The following is a 22,664-nucleotide window of genomic DNA, read 5'->3' as shown; positions in this document are numbered from 1 at the left end:
CATAATACCAAGAGGTTAATCGGCGCTGCGACCCAGCATCCGTTTCAAAGTAACATCACGATCAATAAAGTGATGTTTAAGCGCAGCCAGAGCATGCAGTGCTGAAAGCACGACAACAACCCAGGCCAGGTAAAGGTGAATCGTTCCGGCGGTATCGGCCTGTTGGGGGATACCGGTCAGAGAGGCGGGCACATCAAACCAGCCGAAAACGCTGATCGCCTGACCATCGGCGGTGGAAATCAGGTAGCCGCTGATCAGGATGGCAAACAGCACGGTATATAATGCAATGTGAGCCAGCACTGCGCTCAGACGCGTTAAACGGCTATAGCTGGCCAGTGGCTTGGGTGGCGGAGAAACAAAGCGCCAAACGACCCGCACCAGCATGACGATAAACAGCAGGACACCGATGCTTTTGTGGATCTCCGGTGCTGGGTGATACCACGCGTCGTAATAGCCCAGTGTGACCATCCACAGACCGAGGGCAAACATGCCGTATACCGTCAGTGCAACCAGCCAGTGGATCAGAACAGAAACATGACCAAAGCGGTCGGCAGTATTTTTCCAGAGCATTATGCTTCCTTACGTGACTCGTTTTCTGGCAGCAATAATTAAACGTTAAAAAACATAAAAGCAATAATAAATTTAACTATGTTACTTCTTTATAATATTAATCAGTGGATTTGTGTGAGTTCCTGACAACTCAATCAAATGAATCGTTGGAGTGAGTATTTTTCTAGAAGCAGTAAATTGACATTACTGATTGAATTTATTTGATTTTACTTATTACTGTCAGGTTTTGTCATGTTGCGTAAATATCAATAGAGGTGATGGAAAATAATATGTGAACGACCTTGGTGATTATTTATCCTGCTAAGGAGAATAGAGGATTATCTTATTTTACCCTAGAGACCGGCGGTGATTTACCTGCGCCAGTGCGGCAGAGTTTGCTAATATGATAGTTATCAACGGCTCGCGCGGCCGGTTTCACGCAAGGAAATCTCATGGGCAGTTTTGAATTTAATGACCGCAAGCTTCGCTTGATCATGATGCTGGCTATGCTGGTGGTTATTCTGGCGGGAGTCAAGGCTGCTGCGGATATTGTGGTGCCTTTCCTGCTGGCGGTGTTTCTCGCCATCGTGCTCAATCCGTTAGTGGTATTACTGGAGCGCTGCCGGGTGCCTAGGGGATTGAGCGTGATGCTGCTGGTGATTACCGTCATCGTGCTATTGATGATGTTTATCAGCATGTTGGGCTCTTCCTTGAATGAGTTTGCCCGTTCCTTGCCGCAGTATCGCGGTATGATGCTGGAAAAAATACACGAACTGCAATATTACGCCGATCGCTTCAATATCGATATTACGATCTCTGCCGATGCTGCGGTCAAGTTTGTTGACCCTGGTGCCACGATGAATCTGGTAACCCGTTTGTTAGGTCATCTTTCCGGTGCCATGACCAGCATTTTTCTGTTGCTGATGACGGTGGTATTTATGCTGTTTGAAGTTCAGCACTTACCGTACAAATTGCGGCAGGCGTTGGACAAACCTAATGAAGGCATGGCGACCATTCAACGTGCGTTGAAAGGGGTGACACACTATCTGGTGATCAAAACGGCTATCAGCTTGGGGACTGGGTTGATTGTCTGGGCATTCTTGAGCTGGGTGGGCGTTCGCTTTGCTTTTATCTGGGGCATGATGGCGTTTATGTTTAATTTCATCCCTAATATCGGCTCGGTTATCGCGGCGATCCCGCCGCTGATTCAAGCTCTGCTGTTTAACAGTTTTGGCGATGCCATGGTGGTGGCAGGGGGATATGTCCTGATTAACCTGGTGATCGGCAATATGCTGGAGCCGCGCATTATGGGCCGTGGGCTTGGGCTCTCCACGTTAGTGGTATTCCTCTCTCTGATATTCTGGGGATGGTTGATGGGGCCGGTGGGGATGCTGCTCTCGGTGCCCTTGACCATCATTGCCCGCATCACGCTGGAAACCATGGACGGCGGGCAAAAATGGGCGGTGATCCTGGGCGATGGCCGGTTAGCACGCGAAGACATTCAAGAATAAAGAATACCCTAGCTACCACCCTGTGCTTTTTACACTGCAACCAGGTTTAGGCTCAGGGTCGAGTGGTTGAACATTGGTGGAAAGAAGTAACGCAGCACATTATATAACGAGTAAAACTCCAATCGATTGCGGGTATTAGTTTTTTCTGTGATATGGCGTTTATGCACGTACACGGTATGGGGACTGATCTGGAGCTTTTTGGCTATGTGGTAGTTTGGCATCTCCGACATCCAGTATTTCATCACCGTCAATTCCGGGGGGCTGAAAAGAGAATACTCATGGCTACCGTCCATCAGCGAAACCGGATTTTCACGTAGCATGCATAGTACTCTGGGCAAAATCATTTTGCTGAACAGAAAGGTATTGTCGGTTATGCGCATGGGTTTTTCACCGTAAGGATAAGGCGTATCCAGGTAAACATGCATCATTGATCCCTGAGTAGCACCGATAAATGCTTCGAGCAGGTGGCTATTTTCAGCACGGCGACAGTAGTTCGTCAGGTTTACCAAGATATGTTTGGGTTTGAAGCTGGCCAATAGAGAGAGTGCCGCATCAAGGCAGTGGCTGGATGTCACTGAGGCAAACACGCTGTCCGTAAAGTGGCTGACAATGCCTAAACGAGTGAAACAACATTCGTCCACAACGAGCAGTTTCATGGCGACGTCCTTGTAGCTGTATAAAAACCGAATAGTCACAAGGAGTTAAAATAGGCTTTACCTCGTTGTGCAATCAATTCGGAAATCCAGAGACTATCGGCAGAAATATCCGTTTATATAAATTTATTTATATATATCAATGCACTGCTGGATTTTTAGCCTGCAACCGACCGGAATGGCAAGTTGCAGGAGAGGGGAGATCAGAAGCGTTGCAGGCTGAAAGGGGCGATATCTAATGGAGATACCTTGTCCTGTGCGAACAGTGCCGCAATCTCGCCTAGTACGCTGGCGAATTTAAAGCCATGACCACTTAGGCCAGTGATCACCATCAGGCGTTGGCAATCTGGCAGGGTATCAATGATAAAGTCTTCATCAGGGCTCACGTCGTAGCTGCAGACTTCGCCACGTAAGCAGACGCCGACGCCTGGCAGAAACTGGCGCAGAAAGCCAAACACTTCAGCGCCATCGCTGGCGAAACTACCAAAAGGCTTGCGTTGCTCAGCGGTTTCAATCGGTTGGCCGCCATCGTGCTTGCCCACTTTTAAGCCGTCATTATCAGAGGGAAAGCCGTAGTAGCGACCACCATCCGATGCTTCGACGGTAAATGCGGGGAATTGATTATTCTCACTGTAACGACCGTCCGCCTGATACCAGGAGAAAACTTTGCGCAGTGGGATGATCGGCAACTGTGGCAACAGATTTTTCACCCAGGTACCTGCGGTGATCACCGCCTTACGGCCCTGAAAACGCCCTTCAGCGGTAACGACTTCGACACCACCCTCAATAGGTTCTACAGCGCTGACTTGGCAGTTGAACAGTTGCGCACAGCCAGCTTCTCTTGCCAGTCTGATGTAGCTGGCAACCGCCAATTCAGAAAGCAAAACGCCGGCATCGGGTTCGAATACGCCGATGTAGCCTTCAGGCGCATTAAATTCGGCCCAGCGCTGTTTTATTTGCTCTGCGCTCAGCAACTGCGTGTTGAGGTTGTAGCTTTTTGCGCTGTATTGCGCGTTGGCAATAAACTCGGAATCTTGCGGGCCCATATTGAGTACACCACAGGGGTGGAACAGTTTTTCACCGCTTTTTTGCTCCAATCCATTCCATAAAGCCTGGGCGCGCAGAATGAATGGCACGTATTTTTCACCTTCACCGTAAGCATGGCGGATAATCCGCGTAGCGCCATGGTGGCTGCCGTTACGGTGTGGCGGTATTGCGCTGTCAATCATGAGTACTTTTAAACCGTTGCTGGTGGCGTAATAGCCCGCAGCTGCGCCAACCGAACCGCTGCCCACGATGATTAAGTCATATTCCACGCGCTTTACCCTCTCTGTTATGTGTGGCCTAGGGTTTTATGATAAGAGTTTGACGGCGGCAATGCACTCACCGCGCAGGAATAGCACCAAAGAAAAAGGCGCCGTAGAACAACTGGCGCCTTAGAGAGGGTTGATGCACGAATCAGTGTTTTTTTCGATCAAGATCGTAGTAATCCGTTGACTCTATTTTTGCAATGCCAGCCTCTAAGATATTGATCAATTGGCGGGCGACATCTGTGGTGAGCCAAAGCGTTCGATCCACTTGAGCTTCTTCGGCTGCTTGGTCTAGAGAAGACAGGTAATGAAGACGAATCATCATGGCATTATAAACATCGACGGTACTGATATCCCAGCCAACAAGCGGATGTGTCTGAATAACTTCATCATTTCTGTCCATAAAGACCCCTTATCAAGTAGTGACTATCGTGAGTTACTAACGAGGATCAATTCGGCTTATCGCCTTGTGGAACAATTACAGTATACGCATCTCGGCTTCTCTGTGGGCTTTTTGCTGTAATTTATTAAAAATAATTATTTATTTGAACAATTATCAGGCAAAAATGTAAATAGACAATGAAATATGCTGTACAAGTTCTATTTAGTAACAGGATTGATAAATGGGGGATGGGGAGAGATTCTCTAGCTCGATGATTAAATCAACGGAAATACCAGCAAAGGTCAAACATGACAGAAACAAAAAAGCCGGAGAGCGACCTCCGGCAACAACAGCATTGCAGTGTTATTCTGCGCTGAACCAATCGTCGGCACTTTCCCAGGTTTCCTGGAGTATTTCCTCGATCAGGTCTTTATCTGTTTTAGCTCCACCCAGGACCGACAGCCCGTTGGCTCCGGCATAACGTACCTGCACGGTGGTGTCAGGAAACTGGCGGTTTACCCGTTTACTGAATTCGCCTGTCAGGGCTTCGATTGCCCCTGGCGGCAGTGGTTTAGTTTTATCGATAGTGACTTCAATACGCATAATTGCCCCCGAAGCTATTTACTGTTTATTTATACAGTAACCTGCATCCAGAGGCAAGAGCAGACGTAAAAAAAGATCAACAGGCTGTCACAGACCAATTAACGCTTTCCCCAGCCAGGAAAGGGACGAGAGATTCACTGCCCAGCACGATCTCTTCCGGCTGGGTTACCGCGATGCGTTGTAGCTCGATAAAGTCTTCGTTAACCGGTAAACCGTAGAAGCGTGGGCCATTCAGCGAACAGAAGGCTTCGAGATGTTCTAGTGCCCCCAACTGCTCGAATACGGTGGCATAAGCAGGCATCGCGCTCGGTGCGTTGAATACGCCAGCACAGCCGCAGCTCGACTCTTTGCGATGCCTGGCGTGGGGTGCGGAATCGGTACCCAGGAAGAACCGCTCAGAACCGCTGGTAACCGCTTTACGCAGAGCTTCCTGGTGAACGTTGCGCTTTAGAATGGGTAAACAGAACAGATGCGGGCGGATCCCGCCAACCAGCATATGGTTGCGGTTGAACATCAAGTGTTGCGGGGTAATTGTCGCGCCAAGGAAATGATTACCTTCTTGTACATACTGGGCCGCTTCTTGGGTGGTGATGTGTTCGAAAACAATTTTCAGCTCAGGGAATTGGCGGCGGATAGGTTCCATCACCTGATCGATAAAACGTGCCTCACGGTCAAAGATATCAATAGCTGAATCTGTTACTTCACCGTGGATCAACAGCGGCATGCCTATTTTCTGCATCTGCTCAAGCAGCGGATAAATCGCTTTAATATCACTGACGCCGTGGCTAGAGTTGGTCGTTGCGTTGGCAGGATACAGCTTGGCAGCGGTAAAAACCCCTTGTTCGAAACCGTTAACCAGCTCTGTAGCTGCCAGAGAGTCGGTTAAATAGCAGGTCATCAGCGGTGTGAATTTATGCTCCGCAGGAATTGCCGCCAGAATACGATCGCGATAACTGATAGCTGCCGCAATGGTAGTGATCGGTGGCGCCAGGTTTGGCATCACAATCGCCCGACCAAATACCTGACTGGTATAAGGCAGAACCGTTTTCAGCATGTCATCGTCACGCAGATGGATGTGCCAGTCGTCAGGGCGGCGGATTTTCAGGGCTTGAGGTTGTGCGGTCATGTGGCAAAGCTCCGGCGGTCAGAAAAATATCGTAATAAAAGCGAATAATTGAGGGTTATTCACGCCGGGGTGTAAGCATAAGCGGAAAGCGTTCAGGATGCATCTGTTTGTTAATGGTGAATTGATTTTCAGCGGTAATAAAAAAACCCGCCAGAAGAGGCGGGTTTCTAACAGAGCAGTATGTTACTTAGTCGTTAACTGGCTGCGGTTTAGTGGCTGGCGCAGTGGCTTGATTTGCCGCTGCATGACCACCAGCAGAACCTTTGCCTTCAAAATTGAAGGAAGGGCGCTGCCATTCACTCTGCTTAGGTGCTTCTGGCTCGTAGCTTGGAGCCGGTGCCTTGGTCATCGGAGCGGTAGCAATATGCTTATAGAGCACATCCGGCACGTCCTGAACAGGTGCAGACGGTGCTTGTTCGACAACCTGCTGTTGCTGCACAGGAGCAGAAACCGTTTCCTGTACCACTTCTTGAACCGCTTCAGTTTCAACATCCGGCTGTGCTGCTATTTCCTGCTCAGGAACGGCTGCGAACGCTGGAGCTTCAACTTCTGCTGGCACATCAATCGCAAGGCTAATGAATGTTTCAGCCACAGTTTCAACCGGAGCTTCTACAGGTTGTACCACATCTTCGGCCACTGGGCTGCTGATGGTAGCCTGAATGACTTCGGTTTGTGGTTCTGCGTATTCTACAACAGGTTGAACTTCAACCACTTGCTGCTCCTGCACGGCTTGTGCAATAACCGGGACAGCAATGCTGGCGACAGCGACGACTTCGGTTGTGATATCAGCAGCAGATTCCACCTGAACTTCAGCTGGCTCAGTCAATTGCGTCACTTGAGTGACAGGGTAACTTACCCATACCTTGCCTGACGCCATTTCTGGTGATGCAAAAGCACCGGCCAACGGCATTGGAGAATGGTTAGGATAACGCTCGTCACGATAACGACGACGACGCTGACCGCTAACGCGCAGGTGTCGCGGTGAGCGGCGTGAGCGGCGTGGCATGCCGTTTTCACCGTTATTACGGTTATCTGCCTGTGCATTTTCTTCAGAATGAACAGCAACGGTTTCAGGCAGCAGTTTCACGTTTTCTGTCACTACGGCAACCTGAGGCACTTCAGCTCTCACTGGGAGCGCTTTTGGTGCCAGCAGTTCTTCTGCTGCACGATGCAGTTCCTCTTCCGCAGACAGTACGCGAACTTTCTGCGACAGCGGACGACGCTGACGGCGCTGCATTGGCTGCTGGTGACGCTCTTCCTGATCTTCGTCGTTGCTGACCACTTCGCTATCAACGGTTTCCAGTACTTTGACGTCTTGCGGAGCCTGGCGTTTTTCTTCCTGGCGGCGGCGTTGACGCTCGGAGCGCTGTTCACGGCGTAACTGTTGCTCATCACGCTGTGCTTTAGCGGCTTCTTCAGTCTGGACTTCATCGGTAACAACAACAGGTGCCGTTTGTTGTGCATTGCGGCGGTTATTACGACGCTGATCGTCACGGCCTTCACGTGGTTCGCGGTTTTCGCGCGGTTCACGGTTATCACGCTCGCGATTGTCACGGCTCTCGCCACGCTCTTTACGCTCCCCGCGCTCGCCACGTTCTTTATTACGGGCAGTACCCTGACGGCGTTGACCACGACGATCTTGACGGCGGTTGTCACTGTTTTCTGTCTGAACAACTTCTGCCGGTTGGGCTTCGGTTTTCGGCTCTTCTTCGCTGGCGAAGAAAGATTTCAGGCCACCGAACAGACGGCTTAACAGACCAGGCTTGGTTTCCACTGCAACTGGTGCTGCCGGTTTGACGGCGGCTACAGGTTTGGCAACAGCAGGCTCTTCGTCCGGCGGTGGGGCATCAGCGCCCAAAGAGAAGGAGGCCAAAGCCGGTTGTTCAGGACGCTTGCGCTCAATTGGCGCATCTTCCTGCGGCTGAGCCATTTCTTCTTCATGCAGTTTCGGCAGCAGATAGCTGAGGGTAGGGGTTTCTTCGCCCTTGCGCACGCGCAGTACCGAATAATGCGGAGTTTGCATTTGATCGTTAGGCACGATGATCGCTTTCACGCCACCCTGACGTTTTTCGATCGCACTGACAGATTCACGCTTTTCGTTCAGCAGGTAAGATGCTACCTGAACGGGAACGATGGCATGAACTTCTTTGGTATTCTCTTTCAGCGCTTCTTCTTCGATCAAACGCAGAATCGACAGCGCCAACGATTCGTTATCACGAATGGTGCCCGTACCGCTACAGCGTGGGCAGACGTGATGGCTGGATTCACCCAGTGAGGGGCTGAGGCGTTGACGCGACATTTCCAGCAGGCCGAAACGTGAGATTCTGCCAATCTGGATACGGGCACGATCCTGACGAACCGCATCGCGCAGACGGTTTTCCACTTCACGCTGATGTCGCACTGGCGTCATGTCGATAAAGTCGATAACGATCAGGCCGCCTAAGTCACGTAGGCGCAACTGGCGGGCGATTTCGTCTGCCGCTTCCAGGTTGGTATTAAACGCGGTTTCTTCGATATCACCGCCGCGGGTTGCACGCGCGGAGTTGATATCGATAGCGGTCAAGGCTTCGGTGGTGTCAATAACAATGGAACCACCAGAAGGCAGACGCACTTCACGCTGGAATGCAGATTCGATCTGCGATTCGATTTGATAATGGCTGAACAGCGGGATTTCACCACTGTACAACTTGATTTTGCTGCTGAAATCCGGGCGGCCCAGGGCTGCAATATGCTCTTTGGCCAGATCGAGAACTTTCGGGTTGTCGATCAGGATTTCACCGATGTCAGGGCGCAGATAATCGCGGAAGGCACGAACGATAACGTTACTTTCCTGATGGATCAGGAATGGCGCAGGGCGGCCTTCGGCAGCTTTTTTAATCGCTTCCCAATGCTTCAAGCGGAAAGAGAGGTCCCATTGCAGCGCATCGGCAGACTTACCCACGCCTGCGGTACGGACAATCAGGCCCATGCCATCTGGCAATTGCAGGGAAGAAAGGGCTTCTTTCAGTTCGGTACGGTCGTCACCTTCGATGCGGCGGGAAATCCCCCCTGCACGCGGGTTGTTCGGCATCAGTACCAAATAACTACCGGCCAGACTGATAAAGGTGGTTAATGCCGCGCCTTTGTTACCGCGCTCTTCTTTATCAACCTGAACGATAACTTCCTGGCCTTCGCGCAGCACATCTTTGATGTTCGGGCGACCATGGGAAGAGTAATTGCTGGGGAAATATTCGCGAGCGATTTCTTTCAGGGGGAGGAAACCATGTCGTTCTGCGCCGTAGTCTACAAACGCTGCTTCAAGACTGGGTTCGATTCGAGTGATTTTGCCTTTGTAAATATTCGCTTTTTTCTGTTCATGACCTGGGCTTTCAATATCCAGATCATACAGCCGCTGTCCATCTACAAGGGCAACACGCAACTCTTCCTGCTGAGTTGCGTTAATCAACATTCTTTTCATCTTAACTTACTCGTTATTTTTACATTATCGACAAAGCTGCGGGCAAAATAACCTCATGGCCGGGTTAAAAACCGAAAACCCCGTGTCTTCTCGCAAAGCCGTCAACCTCACGGTTGTCGCCTGCATAGGGGCGCATTATCTCGGTAAGCCTGTATTTCTTTGTGAAAACAGCGCTTTTTGACTCAGGGAATAGCCTCTGATTTACGTCGACAGATCTGATTCCATTTGCCGGCCAAGCTGCAACCCGCAGCCCGCTAATTGTTTGATTTCACATTACGTCTTACGCCATTGCTGCGTTTTTGTGCTACCAGACAAACTGTATAATTCCACACTTCTCCCTGTTTTTAACGGGAATCAGCACGGAAAGTCACTTCATTATTCCATTGCTGACACCGTTATAGCAAGGTGACTTTTCCTTAACTGCGGAAGAAATCGCAAACGTTCAAACCGGCTTGCTGCCTTATTGTTCGCTGTAATTTCTTTTGCAGCCCGAATGACAGTTAAGCACATAAAAAGAGGTGGCGCTATTTACTCGCTCTATTTAGAATCCCGCCTCATGAAAACGAACATTCCCGCAGTACAATTAATCACGATTTCTGACGATGAAGCCGGTCAAAGAATCGACAACTTTTTGCTTGCCCGTCTTAAAGGCGTACCTAAGAGCATGATTTATCGCATCGTGCGTAAGGGTGAGGTGCGGGTAAATAAAGGTCGCATCAAAGCCGAATATAAACTGGCGGCTGGTGATGTGGTGCGTATTCCACCGGTGCGCGTGGCCGAACGTGAGGACGCACCAGTATCCGTCAAACTGGATAAAGTGGCGGCGTTAGCCGATTGCATCCTTTATGAGGACGATCATCTGCTGCTGCTGAACAAACCCTCAGGGACAGCGGTACACGGCGGCAGCGGCCTGAGTTTTGGCGTGATTGAAGGGCTGCGCGCGTTGCGGCCTGAGGCACGTTTTCTGGAGTTGGTACATCGTCTTGACCGTGATACCTCTGGCGTGCTGATGATCGCCAAGAAGCGTTCCGCGCTGCGTTCATTGCATGAGCAACTGCGCCTTAAAGGGATGCAGAAAGACTATTTGGCCTTGGTGCGTGGTCAGTGGCAATCGCACTGTAAGGTGGTTCAGGCACCGTTATTGAAAAACATCCTGCAGAGTGGGGAGCGTATCGTACGCGTCAGCAGCGAAGGCAAACCATCGGAAACCCGTTTTAAGGTGGAAGAGCGCTTCGAGCATGCCACACTGGTGAAAGCCAGCCCGATCACCGGGCGGACTCATCAGATCCGCGTACATACCTTGCACGCTGGGCATCCGATCGCTTTTGACGATCGCTATGGTGACCGTGAATTTGATCGTCAGCTGGCGGGCAGCGGGCTGAAACGTCTGTTCCTGCATGCAGCGGCATTACGCTTTGAACACCCGGCCACTGGCGAAACGATGCGTATCGAAGCGCCAATGGACGATGAGTTGCGGCATTGCCTACAGGTTTTGCGTAAACAAACCGCAAAATAACCTTATACCAGCGGGTTGATCCCTTCAGCCCGCAACATTTCCAGCAGTGCGATCAGCGGTAAACCAATCAACGTATTCGGATCGCGCCCTTCAAGTCGTTCAAACAGGGCAATACCCAAGCCTTCACTTTTGAAGCTGCCAGCACAGTTGAGTGGTTGCTCCAGATGCACGTAGGCTGCGATTTCGGCATCGGTTAGCGGTCGAAAATGGACATGGAAGGGTTCACACAGCGCCTGCATATGCTGGCTACGGCTATTATAAAGTGCCAGTCCAGTATAAAAGGTGACTTTTTGGCCGCTGGCTTGGCGCAGTTGCCCGCGGGCATTCTCCTCGGTGTGCGGCTTGCCGGTGATATGACCGTCGATAACACAGACTTGGTCGGAACCGATAATCAGATAATCAGGATAAGCAATGGCAAGTGCCTGAGCCTTGGCAGCCGCAAGCCGCAATACCAGAGCTTCGGCACTTTCACCAGCCAGTGGCGTTTCATCCACTTGTGGTGCTGCGCAAATAAAAGGCAGTTGTAATTTCTCCAGCAGCATTTTGCGGTAGGTCGATGTTGAAGCAAGTAATATTCTTTGCATATATTTTTTTCGCAAACCGTAGCGTTAATAAGGCAGCCATTTTAAACTGTCGGCCGCTGTGGAAGCGAATATTGGTGAAAGGTGCCGTTTTACGGCCTTTTTCTTTGACTCTATGTCGTTACAAAGTTAATATGCGCGCCCTATGCAAAAGGTAAAATTACCCTTGACCATTGATGCGGTACGTACCGCTCAGAAACGCCTGGACTATGTTGGTGTCTATGGTTCTGAGCAGGTTACACGTGTTGCCGACTCCGTGGTCAGTGTGGACAGTGATGTCGAGGTTTCGTTGTCGTTTGATATCGACAATCAGCGCCTCGCGGTGATAACAGGGCAGGCAGATGTTGCGGTAACGCTAATGTGTCAACGCTGTAACGTCCCGTTCGAGCATCATGTTCACACAACATATTGTTTTAGCCCGGTCGTCAATGATGAGCAGGCTGAGGCATTACCGGAAGCGTACGAACCGATCGAAGTTGACGAGTTTGGCGAAGTCGATCTGTTGGCAATGATTGAAGATGAAATTATTCTCTCACTGCCTGTCGTTCCGGTACATGAATCTGAACACTGTGAAGTGTCCGAAGCGGACATGGTGTTTGGCAAACTGCCTCCAGAGGCGGAGAAACCAAACCCATTTGCCGTATTAGCCAGTTTAAAGCGTAAGTAATTGAGGAGTAAGGTCCATGGCCGTACAACAGAATAAACCAACCCGTTCCAAACGTGGCATGCGTCGTTCACACGATGCGCTGACCACCACCACCTTGTCTGTAGATGCGACTTCTGGTGAAACTCATCGTCGTCACCACATCACTGCCGACGGTTTCTACCGCGGTCGCAAGGTTATCGGCTAAGTTAGCGATACTTTGAATCGTCTAACCCTGGCGTTAGATGCTATGGGCGGGGATTTCGGTCCCTGCGTCACAGTGCCTGCTTCATTGCAGGCACTGGCCTCTAATTTACAGCTTCATCTCCTGCTCGTCGGCGATCCCGACATCATCTCTCCTTTACTTGCCAAAGCCGATCCGCTTCTGCTGGAACGTTTGCAAGTTGTGCCCGCCGAGTTTGTTATTGCTGGCGATGCCAAACCTTCACAAGCGATCCGCGCCAGTCGTGGGACTTCCATGCGTATTGCGCTGGAACTGATCAAAAGTGGTGAAGCGCAGGCCTGTGTCAGCGCGGGTAATACCGGTGCCTTGATGGGGCTGGCAAAATTGCTGATAAAGCCGCTGGACGGCATTGAGCGCCCGGCCCTGATGACGGTGCTACCGAATCAGCGGCGTAGTAAGACCGTAGTGCTGGATCTGGGGGCCAACGTGGAATGCGACAGCACCATGCTGGTGCAGTTTGCGGTGATGGGTGCGGTGATGGCGGAAGAAGTGTTGGGCATTGCGCAACCTCGCGTAGCGCTGCTCAACATTGGTGAAGAAGAGACCAAAGGCCTGGATAATATCCGCGAAGCTGCGGCCGTGCTAAAAAATACTCCGGCAATCAACTATATTGGTTATCTGGAGGGAAACGATCTGCTCACCGGTAAAACCGATGTCCTGGTCTGCGACGGCTTTGTGGGTAACGTCACCCTGAAAACCATGGAAGGTGTGATAAGGATGTTCTTATCGCTGCTGAAGTCATCCTCAGAGGGTGGCAAGCAGGCATGGTGGTTGAAGTTGTTGGGCCGATGGTTGCAAAAAAGGGTGGCAAAGCGTTTCGGTCATCTGAACCCCGACCAGTATAATGGTGCATGTCTGTTAGGATTGCGGAGCACCGTAATCAAAAGCCACGGCGCGGCGAACCAAAGCGCGTTCGCGGTTGCTATCGAACAGGCTGTGCAGGCGGTGCAGCGGCAAGTTCCTGACAGAATTGCTGCGCGCCTTGAAGCTGTATTACCCAAGAGTGACTGATCGTACATGTATACAAAGATTCTCGGTACGGGGAGTTATTTACCCGTACAAGTGCGCACCAACGCTGACTTAGAAAAAATGGTGGATACCTCTGACGAGTGGATCGTCACGCGTACTGGTATCCGTGAGCGTCGTATTGCTGCTGCCGATGAAACTGTGGCAACCATGAGCTTCCATGCCGCGACCCGCGCCATGGAAATGGCAGGTGTGGCTAAAGAAGATATCGGCTTGATCGTGGTGGCAACCACCACGTCGAGCCATGCGTTCCCAAGCTCTGCCTGCCAGTTGCAGCAGATGTTGGGTATTGCGGATTGTGCGGCTTTCGATATTGCTGCGGCCTGCGCCGGTTTTACCTATGCCTTGAGCGTGGCCGATCAGTATGTGAAAAATGGCGCGGTGAAACATGCGTTGGTGATCGGTTCAGACGTACTGTCACGCACGCTGGATCCTGAAGATCGCGGCACTATCATCCTGTTTGGTGATGGTGCGGGCGCGGTAGTGCTGGGCGCATCCGAAGAGCCAGGGATTATCTCAACGCATCTGCATGCCGATGGCCGTTACGGCAATCTTCTGGCTCTGCCTAATAAAGATCGTCAGAATCCGGATCAACCAGCCTATGTCACCATGGCAGGTAACGAAGTTTTCAAAGTGGCAGTGACTGAACTGGCACATATCGTTGATGAAACGCTGAAAGCCAATGATTTGGATCGCAGCGAGTTGGATTGGCTGGTACCGCATCAGGCCAACCTGCGTATCATCAGCGCAACAGCGAAAAAATTGGGTATGGGGATGGATAAAGTGGTGGTGACGCTCGATCGTCATGGTAACACCTCTGCTGCCTCCGTACCGTCGGCGCTTGATGAAGCCGTGCGTGATGGGCGCATCCAGCGTGGTCAGTTGGTGTTGCTGGAAGCGTTTGGCGGCGGCTTTACCTGGGGTTCGGCGCTGGTTCGTTTTTGATTTAACAGGAAGATAAAAATGACGCAATTTGCTTTTGTTTTTCCAGGTCAAGGATCACAAACCGTTGGCATGTTGGCAGATTTGGCCGCACAGTTTCCGATCGTGGAACAGACTTTTAGCGAAGCTTCTTCGGCTTTGGGTTACGACCTGTGGCAACTGGTGCAGCAAGGTCCGGTAGAAGAACTGAACAAAACCTGGCAGACCCAGCCAGCACTGTTGGCGGCATCGGTGGCGATTTTTCGCGTCTGGCAGCAGCAGGGTGGCAAAACCCCTGCGATGATGGCGGGCCACAGTCTGGGTGAGTACTCAGCGCTGGTGTGTGCGGGCGTGCTGGAGTTTGCTGCGGCAATTCGTTTGGTAGAGCTGCGCGGTAAACTGATGCAGGAAGCCGTACCGGAAGGTACCGGTGCCATGTACGCGATTATCGGTCTGGACAACGAAGCCATTGCCAAAGCTTGTGAAGAATCTGCCCAAGGGCAGGTGGTTTCGCCGGTAAACTTCAATTCGCCGGGGCAAGTGGTTATTGCGGGCAATAAAGACGCGGTTGAACGCGCAGGGGCTGCCTGTAAGGCTGCTGGCGCCAAGCGGGCGCTGCCATTACCGGTGAGCGTTCCTTCGCATTGCGCATTGATGAAACCTGCTGCCGATAAACTGGCGGTAGCGTTGCAGGACGTGACATTCAGTGCGCCGCAGGTGCCGGTGGTCAATAATGTTGATGTCCGTGCTGAAACTGCGCCAGAAGCTATCCGCAGCGCGCTGGTGCGCCAACTGTACAGCCCGGTACGCTGGACTGAAAGTGTGGAGTTCATGGCAGCAGAAGGCGTTACATCACTGCTGGAGGTCGGCCCAGGCAAAGTTCTGACCGGCCTGACCAAACGCATTGTTGACACCCTGACGGCTGCGGCGGTCAATGACACCGCCACTTTGTCAGCGGCGCTTGAACAATAAAGAGGAAAACGATGAGCTTCGAAGGAAAAGTTGTTCTGGTCACCGGCGCAAGCCGTGGTATTGGTCGGGCTATTGCAGAGTCATTTGTTGCACGCGGTGCTAAAGTGATCGGTACTGCCACCAGTGAAAGCGGTGCGCAGGCGATCAGTCAGTATCTGGGTGATAACGGTAAAGGGTTCATGTTGAACGTTGTTGATGCTCAATCTATCGACAGCGTACTGAAATCGATTCGTGAAGCATTTGGCGAAATCGACATTTTAGTGAATAATGCCGGCATTACGCGTGATAACCTGCTGATGCGAATGAAGGATGATGAGTGGCAGGATATCCTGGACACTAATCTGACCTCGGTATTCCGTCTGTCAAAAGCGGTAATGCGAGCTATGATGAAAAAGCGGTTTGGCCGTATCATCACCATAGGTTCTGTTGTAGGTACCATGGGTAATGCAGGGCAGGCAAACTACGCGGCGGCTAAAGCTGGTCTGATAGGCTTTAGTAAGTCTTTGGCACGTGAAGTTGCTTCACGTGGCATTACGGTCAACGTCGTGGCACCTGGCTTTATTGAGACGGATATGACACGGGCGTTGACAGAAGATCAACGCGCAGGCATTTTAGCCCAGGTTCCGGCTAGCCGGCTTGGGGACGCTAAAGAAATTGCCAGCGCTGTTGCATTTTTAGCCTCTGATGAGGCTGGCTACATCACCGGTGAAACGTTACATGTCAATGGCGGCATGTACATGATTTAAAAAATGTGAAAACCATTTGCGTTATTTGCGGCAAAAACCGCAAAATAGCGTAAAATCGTGGTTTGACCAGCCGGGATTTAGTTGCATCTTTTTCAACATTTTATACACTACGAAAACCATCGCGAAAGCGAGTTTTGATAGGAAATTTAAGAGTATGAGCACTATCGAAGAACGCGTTAAGAAAATCATTGTTGAGCAACTGGGTGTTAAACAGGAAGAAGTTTTAAATAACGCTTCTTTCGTTGAAGATTTGGGCGCTGATTCTCTTGACACCGTTGAGCTGGTAATGGCTCTGGAAGAAGAATTCGACACCGAAATTCCAGACGAAGAAGCTGAGAAAATCACTACTGTTCAGGCAGCTATTGATTTCATCAACGCTAGCCAGCAGTAAGCGAACATATCTAGGCGGTCACTCGACCGCCTAAGTTTTTTCTATCCCTAGTGTCATATTTTCCCTCCTTGGAGGACAAACGTGTCTAAGCGTCGAGTAGTTGTGACCGGACTGGGCATGTTGTCTCCTGTCGGCAATACGGTAGAGTCCACATGGAACGCTCTTCTTGCCGGTCAGAGTGGCATCAGCCTGATCGACCATTTCGATACTACTGCCTATGCAACCCGTTTTGCTGGCTTGGTAAAGAATTTTAATTCTGAAGATTTCATCTCGCGCAAAGATGCGCGCAAGATGGACGCCTTCATTCAGTACGGCATCGCCGCCGGCATGCAAGCCATGCAGGATGCGGGGCTGGAAATTAACGAGGCCAACGCCAGCCGCATTGGTGCCGCTATTGGCTCCGGTATTGGTGGCTTGGGTTTGATCGAAGAGAACCACAGCTCACTGGTTAATGGTGGCCCACGGAAAATCAGCCCGTTCTTTGTGCCTTCGACCATTGTGAACATGATTGCTGGTCATCTGACTATCATGTACGGCATGCGTGGCCCAAGTATCTCTATTGCCACCGCTTGTACTTCAGGTGTCCATAACATCGGCCATGCCGCGCGGATCATTGCTTACAATGATGCTGATGTGATGCTGGCCGGTGGTGCAGAGAAAGCCAGCACTCCGTTGGGCGTGGGTGGCTTTGGTGCTGCTCGTGCGCTCTCTACCCGCAACGACAACCCGCAGGCGGCGAGCCGCCCTTGGGATCGAGACCGTGATGGTTTCGTGCTGGGTGACGGTGCGGGCATGATGGTGCTGGAAGAATACGAGCACGCAAAAAAACGCGGTGCGAAGATTTACGCAGAAGTTGTCGGCTTTGGTATGAGCAGCGATGCTTACCATATGACGTCACCACCAGAAAACGGGGCAGGCGCCGCGTTGGCAATGGAAAATGCGCTGCTTGATGCAGGTATAACTGCGTCACAAATTGGTTATATCAACGCGCATGGCACCTCGACGCCAGCCGGTGATAAAGCCGAAACTCAGGCGGTGAAATCCGTGTTTGGCAGCAATGCTAAAAGCGTGATGGTCAGTTCCACTAAATCGATGACCGGCCATCTGTTAGGTGCTGCAGGTGCGATTGAGTCGATCTTTACCGTGCTGGCATTGCGCGATCAGGCCGTGCCGCCAACCATCAATCTGGATAATCCGGATGAAGGTTGCGATCTGGATTTTGTTCCGCACGTAGCACGCCAGACGAAAGAGATGGAGTATACCCTGTGTAACTCCTTCGGCTTTGGTGGTACTAACGGCTCGCTGATTTTCCGTCGCGTGTAGTTAAGCTCATCAGCAACTGATAAAGGCCCGGTTCATTTTGGATCGGGCTTTTTTTATGTGCCCGGCAGTAGTGCCCGGGCTGCTATCGTTTTATGCGGCTGTTATGCTGTGGTGAAGCCTATAGGGAGGGGGAACATATGTACTGGATCAACGGACAACAACATGATGCCTTGGCACCCAGCGATCGCGGTTTGCAGTTTGGTGATGGCTGTTTCACTACGGCGAGAGTTGTGGCAGGGAAAATCGATCTTTTGCCCTGGCACATTGACCGGATGCAGCAGGCGGCGCAACGTTTGCTGTTGCCTGCCGTTGACTGGCTGGCGTTTGAACGTGAAATGGTGCATGCGGCAGAATCTATCCCCTTGGGCGTGGTCAAAGCGGTATTGACGCGTGGCAGCGGTGGGCGGGGTTACAGCCCGCACGGTTGCGAACATCCCACACGTATTATTTCACGCAGCACTTACCCTCAGCATTATCTGCAATGGCGCGAGCAGGGGATCCGTTTGGCGTTAAGCCCGATCCCGTTGGCTCGCAGCCCGTTACTGGCCGGGTTGAAACACCTTAACCGCCTGGAGCAGGTGTTGATTCGCGCGCATCTTGACCAGACTGATGCCCACGAGGCGCTGGTGCTTGACACTACCGGCATGCTGGTGGAATGCTGTGCGGCTAATTTATTCTGGCGTAAAGGGAAAGCGGTTTTTACGCCGAATCTGGATCAGGCGGGCGTTGCCGGGCTGATGCGCCGACGGGTGATTGAGTTACTGGTAGGCAGTGAATATCAGCTGCACCTGGTCAGTGAACCTCTGGAAACGCTGGCCGATGCTGATGAGGTCTTGGTGAGCAATGCGTTGATGCCATTGCTGCCAGTGAATGAAGCACAGTCATGGTGCTATCACTCGCGCCAGCTGTATGACTTTTTGCGTCCACATTGTTAATGATGGCTGATTGATGAAGAGAAAAAAGCTCAAAATTGCGTTGCTGGTTCTTGTCCTGATTGTGGCTCTGCCGTTTTGGGGGCACCAGCGAGTTGAACGCTTCGCTGATACGCCGCTGGCGATCCAGCAGGAGACCCTCTTCAAGCTGCCTGCCGGTACCGGACGCGTGGCGCTGGAAGGGCTATTGGTGCGCGATAAACTGATCCACAACGGCAGATGGTTCCCTTGGTTGCTGCGGCTGGAACCGGAATTGGCCGAGTTCAAAGCAGGTACTTATCGTTTCACGCCGGGGATGACGGTGCGTGAAATGCTGAAACTGCTGGCGAGCGGTAAAGAGGCGCAATTCAGCGCGCGCTTTATCGAAGGTTCGCGCCTGCGTGACGGGTTGCAAGTGTTGCAGCAAGCCAAATATGTCAAACATACCCTGGCGGGCAAAAGCGAGGCTGAGATTGCGCTGGCGCTGGGGCTACCCGCCGGTAGCAGTCTCGAAGGGCGCTTGTATCCTGATACTTATCTTTATACCGCTGGAACTAGCGATCTGGCGCTATTGAAACGTTCACATCTGCGCCTGAACAAGGCGTTGCAGGAGATTTGGGATTCGAGAGACACCACTCTGCCCTATAAAACGCCGGATGAGTTGTTGATTATGGCCTCGATCGTTGAGAAAGAGACCGCCGTAGCGGAAGAGCGTACCAAGGTGGCTTCGGTGTTCGTCAACCGCTTACGCCTGGGGATGCGTTTACAGACTGACCCAACGGTGATTTATGGCATGGGTGACAGCTATACTGGCAACATCAGCCGTAAAGATCTGGAAACTCCAACGCCTTATAACACTTATGTGATCGGTGGCTTGCCGCCAACGCCGATTGCGATGCCGAGCCGGGCTTCATTAGAGGCAGCAGCTAACCCAGAAAAAACGGCTTATCTCTATTTTGTTGCCGACGGTAAGGGCGGGCATACGTTTACCACCAATCTGGCCAGCCACAATGAGGCGGTGCGCACTTACCGCCAGGTGTTAAAGGAAAAGAATGAAAAGTAAATTTGTGGTTATCGAAGGGCTGGAAGGCGCAGGCAAGACTACCGCGCGCAACACGATCGTCAACGTGCTGAACGAGCAGGGGATCACCGATATCGTTTTTACCCGTGAGCCCGGAGGCACGCCATTGGCGGAAAAACTCCGCGACTTGTTCAAACGCGGTACTGACGGCGAATTGCCGACCATCAAAGCAGAAGTGCTGATGCTGTACGCCGCCCGTGTCCAGTTAGTTGAAACCGTGATTAAACCCGCGTTAGCACGCGGTGCCTGGGTAGTAGGCGATCGCCACGATCTTTCCTCACAAGCCTACCAGGGCGGTGGAAGAGGGGTTGATCCGCAGTTGATGGCGTCACTGCGCGATACCGTACTGGGCGATTTTCGCCCCGATCTGACCGTTTATCTCGATCTGCCACCGCTGGTTGGGTTGCAACGGGCACGTGCGCGTGGGGAACTGGATCGCATCGAGCAGGAAGCGTTACCTTTCTTTGAACGCACTCGTGAACGCTACCTGCAACTGGCCGCACAAGACGGCTCCATCGTGACCGTGGATGCGGCGCAACCTCTGGATCAGGTGACCGCAGATATTCGCCGAGTGGTAGCGCAGTGGCTGCAACAGCAGGAAGGGGCGTAATGAACTGGTATCCGTGGCTTAACGGACCTTATCGCCAGTTGGTGGGGCAATATGCGGCTGGCCGCGGCCACCATGCCTTACTAGTGCATGCCGCTCCAGGCAATGGTGATGAAGCCTTACTCTACGCATTAAGCCGCTGGCTGATCTGCCAGCAGCGCAATGGCGAGAAAAGCTGTGGGGAATGCCATAGCTGCCGGCTGATGCTGGCAGGTAACCACCCGGATTATCATGTGCTGACGCCGGAAAAGGGCAAGAGCAGCTTGGGCATTGAACCTATTCGCCAAGTGATCGAGATCCTCTACTCCCACGCGCAGCAGGGCGGTGCGAAAGTAGTTTGGCTGCCACAGGCCGAACTGTTGACCGAGGCCGCGGCCAATGCGTTACTGAAAACGCTGGAAGAGCCGCCAACCAACACTTTCTTCTTACTGGCCTGCCGTGAACCTTCGCGCCTGCTGGCCACGCTGCGCAGTCGCTGTTTTTATTGGCATCTGGCGAGTCCTGACGAGACCCTTAGTCTGCAATGGTTAAACCGGCAGGCTCCAGGTAATCAGAGCGATCGTCTTACTGCACTGCGGCTGCATGACGGTGCGCCGATTGCTGCCGAACAGTTACTGCAACCACAGCACTGGCAGCAGCGTACTGCGCTGTGTACGGCGCTGAATACTGCCTTGCCGCAACGCGATATGCTGGCGCTACTCCCGGTTCTTAATCATGACGACGTCGCCGAACGGTTGCACTGGCTGTGTACTTTGTTGGTAGACGCAATGAAGTGGCAACAGGGGGCGGCGGGTTATGTGTTGAACCAGGATCAGCAACCGTTGGTACAGCAACTGGCCAGCCGCCTGAGCAGCACTTCATTGCAGCAGATCGTGCAACAGTGGCTGCATTGCCGCCAACAATTGCTCAACGTTATTGGTGTTAACCGCGAGCTATTGCTCACCGAACAGTTACTTAGCTGGGAGCAGATGTTAGGTTCCGCTGGCTATTCACAACCCCACTCGCTGTAAAAGAGTTTATTACTATGTTGTTAGTTGATTCGCATTGCCATCTTGATAGCCTGGATTTTGATGCATTGCATCAGAACGTTGATGATGCCTTGGCAAAGGCCAAAGCGCGGGATGTAGGCTACGTGCTGGCGGTAGCTACCACGCTGCCGGGTTACCAAGCCATGACACAATTGATCGGCTCGCGTGCCGATGTGGCCTTCTCCTGCGGCGTTCACCCGTTGAACCTGGAAGATGGCTACGATTACGCTGAACTGCGCCGCTTGGCGGTGGCAGAGCAGGTGGTGGCGTTAGGGGAAACCGGGCTGGATTATTTCTACCAGAAAGACAATATCCCGCTGCAGCAGGCTTCTTTCCGTGAGCATATCCGTATTGGCCGCGAACTTAGCAAGCCGGTAATTGTGCATACCCGCGATGCTCGCGAAGACACATTAGCTATTCTACGTGAAGAGAATGCACAGGAATGTGGAGGGGTGCTGCACTGCTTCACCGAAGATTTACCCACGGCTCAGGCGTTGCTGGATCTGGGTTTCTACATCTCTTTTTCCGGCATTGTCACCTTCCGCAATGCGGAGTCATTGCGTGAGGTAGCGCGCTATGTGCCGTTGGATCGCATGCTGGTGGAAACCGACTCTCCCTACCTTGCGCCGGTGCCGCATCGGGGTAAAGAAAACCAACCTGCCTATGTGCGTGATGTTGCTGAATATCTTGCCGTCTTGAAGGGCGTAAGCCTGGAAACGCTGGCTGAAGCGACCACCGCCAACTTTTCACGCTTATTTCATATCAAATTGTGATCTTTCGCCTAGGCTTAGGGTGCAGTTGATAGGAACGCAATTCTTTTTAAGCTCGTAATTAATCGCCGAAACGGGTAATGTTCCCACCCGTTTTATGGCGGTAGTGGGTCTCTTTTTCATCGAAAAAGACAAAAAGTAGGCGATTTAGACAGAAGCCTACGGTCTTATTCATTGAAACGTGACTGCCATCAAACATTACTCGGGGTATTTATTTTACTCTGCGTAAAAATTCAAGGGGTGCTCAGACACCCTGAATTGCAGGGGTTTTTCTCCCCCCCTTGCAGCGCGAAAATTCGCGAGAAGTAGCAAA

Annotated in this window: 23 protein-coding genes; 15 read left to right on the top strand and 8 right to left on the bottom strand. The window is 51.9% G+C overall.

Annotated features, from left to right (window positions below):
• Window positions 1-15 precede the first annotated feature (15 nt).
• The gene (locus tag ACX1CU_RS13435; RefSeq protein ID WP_459398806.1) at window positions 16-570 is read right to left on the bottom strand and encodes a cytochrome b; all 555 of its coding nucleotides are present in this window, start codon (window positions 568-570) and stop codon (window positions 16-18) included.
• A gap of 431 nt (window positions 571-1,001) precedes the next feature.
• Between ACX1CU_RS13435 and ACX1CU_RS13430 the strand changes: the two genes are divergently transcribed.
• Window positions 1,002-2,060, top strand: a complete 1,059-nt coding sequence (locus ACX1CU_RS13430) for an AI-2E family transporter (RefSeq protein ID WP_459398805.1) — start codon at window positions 1,002-1,004, stop codon at window positions 2,058-2,060.
• A gap of 29 nt (window positions 2,061-2,089) precedes the next feature.
• Here ACX1CU_RS13430 and ACX1CU_RS13425 read toward each other — a convergent pair whose 3' ends face one another.
• The 6 genes from ACX1CU_RS13425 to rne all read right to left on the bottom strand — a co-directional run bounded on the left by ACX1CU_RS13425 (window position 2,090) and on the right by rne (window position 9,591).
• Window positions 2,090-2,716 (bottom strand): LuxR C-terminal-related transcriptional regulator, encoded by a 627-nt coding sequence (locus ACX1CU_RS13425; protein ID WP_459398804.1) that lies wholly within the window; start codon window positions 2,714-2,716, stop codon window positions 2,090-2,092.
• 200 nt (window positions 2,717-2,916) lie between these two features.
• Window positions 2,917-4,029: an N-methyl-L-tryptophan oxidase gene (gene solA / locus ACX1CU_RS13420; protein ID WP_459398803.1), complete on the bottom strand. Its 1,113-nt coding sequence runs from the start codon at window positions 4,027-4,029 to the stop codon at window positions 2,917-2,919.
• 142 nt (window positions 4,030-4,171) lie between these two features.
• The gene (gene bssS / locus ACX1CU_RS13415) at window positions 4,172-4,426 is read right to left on the bottom strand and encodes a biofilm formation regulator BssS (protein WP_459398802.1); all 255 of its coding nucleotides are present in this window, start codon (window positions 4,424-4,426) and stop codon (window positions 4,172-4,174) included.
• A 342-nt stretch (window positions 4,427-4,768) separates the two neighbouring features.
• Complete coding sequence (gene dinI, locus ACX1CU_RS13410) at window positions 4,769-5,008, bottom strand: DNA damage-inducible protein I (RefSeq protein WP_076939829.1); 240 nt, start codon at window positions 5,006-5,008, stop codon at window positions 4,769-4,771.
• Between the two features lie 76 nt (window positions 5,009-5,084).
• Window positions 5,085-6,134, bottom strand: a complete 1,050-nt coding sequence (pyrC, locus tag ACX1CU_RS13405) for a dihydroorotase (protein ID WP_459398801.1) — start codon at window positions 6,132-6,134, stop codon at window positions 5,085-5,087.
• 187 nt (window positions 6,135-6,321) lie between these two features.
• Complete coding sequence (rne, locus tag ACX1CU_RS13400; RefSeq protein ID WP_459398800.1) at window positions 6,322-9,591, bottom strand: ribonuclease E; 3,270 nt, start codon at window positions 9,589-9,591, stop codon at window positions 6,322-6,324.
• 556 nt (window positions 9,592-10,147) lie between these two features.
• On the opposite strand from rne, the gene rluC reads away from it, so the two are divergent.
• A complete protein-coding gene (gene rluC, locus ACX1CU_RS13395) occupies window positions 10,148-11,107 on the top strand; it encodes a 23S rRNA pseudouridine(955/2504/2580) synthase RluC (RefSeq protein ID WP_459398799.1) in 960 nt (319 codons plus the stop codon).
• A 2-nt stretch (window positions 11,108-11,109) separates the two neighbouring features.
• Here the strand turns inward: rluC and ACX1CU_RS13390 are convergent, their stop codons facing one another.
• Complete coding sequence (locus ACX1CU_RS13390; protein WP_459398798.1) at window positions 11,110-11,691, bottom strand: Maf family protein; 582 nt, start codon at window positions 11,689-11,691, stop codon at window positions 11,110-11,112.
• 142 nt (window positions 11,692-11,833) lie between these two features.
• On the opposite strand from ACX1CU_RS13390, the gene yceD reads away from it, so the two are divergent.
• The 13 genes from yceD to ACX1CU_RS13325 all read left to right on the top strand — a co-directional run bounded on the left by yceD (window position 11,834) and on the right by ACX1CU_RS13325 (window position 22,354).
• Window positions 11,834-12,355, top strand: a complete 522-nt coding sequence (gene yceD / locus ACX1CU_RS13385; RefSeq protein WP_459398797.1) for a 23S rRNA accumulation protein YceD — start codon at window positions 11,834-11,836, stop codon at window positions 12,353-12,355.
• A 16-nt stretch (window positions 12,356-12,371) separates the two neighbouring features.
• Entirely contained in the window at window positions 12,372-12,539 is a 168-nt protein-coding gene (rpmF, locus tag ACX1CU_RS13380) for a 50S ribosomal protein L32 (RefSeq protein ID WP_004943042.1), read from the top strand.
• Between the two features lie 12 nt (window positions 12,540-12,551).
• On the top strand, window positions 12,552-13,586 hold the full coding sequence (gene plsX / locus ACX1CU_RS13375) for a phosphate acyltransferase PlsX (RefSeq protein ID WP_459398796.1): 1,035 nt from the start codon (window positions 12,552-12,554) through the stop codon (window positions 13,584-13,586).
• A 6-nt stretch (window positions 13,587-13,592) separates the two neighbouring features.
• On the top strand, window positions 13,593-14,546 hold the full coding sequence (locus ACX1CU_RS13370) for a beta-ketoacyl-ACP synthase III (protein WP_459398795.1): 954 nt from the start codon (window positions 13,593-13,595) through the stop codon (window positions 14,544-14,546).
• 18 nt (window positions 14,547-14,564) lie between these two features.
• Complete coding sequence (gene fabD / locus ACX1CU_RS13365) at window positions 14,565-15,494, top strand: ACP S-malonyltransferase (protein WP_459398794.1); 930 nt, start codon at window positions 14,565-14,567, stop codon at window positions 15,492-15,494.
• An 11-nt stretch (window positions 15,495-15,505) separates the two neighbouring features.
• Window positions 15,506-16,240, top strand: coding sequence for a 3-oxoacyl-ACP reductase FabG (fabG, locus tag ACX1CU_RS13360; protein WP_459398793.1), 735 nt, complete (start codon window positions 15,506-15,508; stop codon window positions 16,238-16,240).
• Between the two features lie 154 nt (window positions 16,241-16,394).
• Complete coding sequence (acpP, locus tag ACX1CU_RS13355; RefSeq protein WP_004719003.1) at window positions 16,395-16,631, top strand: acyl carrier protein; 237 nt, start codon at window positions 16,395-16,397, stop codon at window positions 16,629-16,631.
• Window positions 16,632-16,712: 81 nt separating this feature from the next.
• Window positions 16,713-17,954, top strand: a complete 1,242-nt coding sequence (fabF, locus tag ACX1CU_RS13350; RefSeq protein ID WP_459398792.1) for a beta-ketoacyl-ACP synthase II — start codon at window positions 16,713-16,715, stop codon at window positions 17,952-17,954.
• A gap of 137 nt (window positions 17,955-18,091) precedes the next feature.
• Window positions 18,092-18,889, top strand: a complete 798-nt coding sequence (gene pabC, locus ACX1CU_RS13345; protein ID WP_459398791.1) for an aminodeoxychorismate lyase — start codon at window positions 18,092-18,094, stop codon at window positions 18,887-18,889.
• A 13-nt stretch (window positions 18,890-18,902) separates the two neighbouring features.
• On the top strand, window positions 18,903-19,928 hold the full coding sequence (mltG, locus tag ACX1CU_RS13340) for an endolytic transglycosylase MltG (protein ID WP_459398790.1): 1,026 nt from the start codon (window positions 18,903-18,905) through the stop codon (window positions 19,926-19,928).
• On the top strand, window positions 19,918-20,556 hold the full coding sequence (tmk, locus tag ACX1CU_RS13335) for a dTMP kinase (RefSeq protein ID WP_459398789.1): 639 nt from the start codon (window positions 19,918-19,920) through the stop codon (window positions 20,554-20,556). The genes mltG and tmk overlap by 11 nt, the downstream gene beginning before the upstream one ends.
• Window positions 20,556-21,563 (top strand): DNA polymerase III subunit delta', encoded by a 1,008-nt coding sequence (gene holB / locus ACX1CU_RS13330; RefSeq protein ID WP_459398788.1) that lies wholly within the window; start codon window positions 20,556-20,558, stop codon window positions 21,561-21,563. The genes tmk and holB overlap by 1 nt, the downstream gene beginning before the upstream one ends.
• Window positions 21,564-21,577: 14 nt before the next feature.
• Entirely contained in the window at window positions 21,578-22,354 is a 777-nt protein-coding gene (locus tag ACX1CU_RS13325; RefSeq protein ID WP_459398787.1) for a metal-dependent hydrolase, read from the top strand.
• The last annotated feature ends 310 nt before the right edge of the window (window positions 22,355-22,664 follow it).

The sequence above is a fragment of the Serratia sp. D1N4 genome (assembly GCF_054552755.1).
The sequence above is the reverse complement of the archived record's forward strand: the minus strand, read 5'-3'. Positions and strand labels throughout refer to the sequence as shown.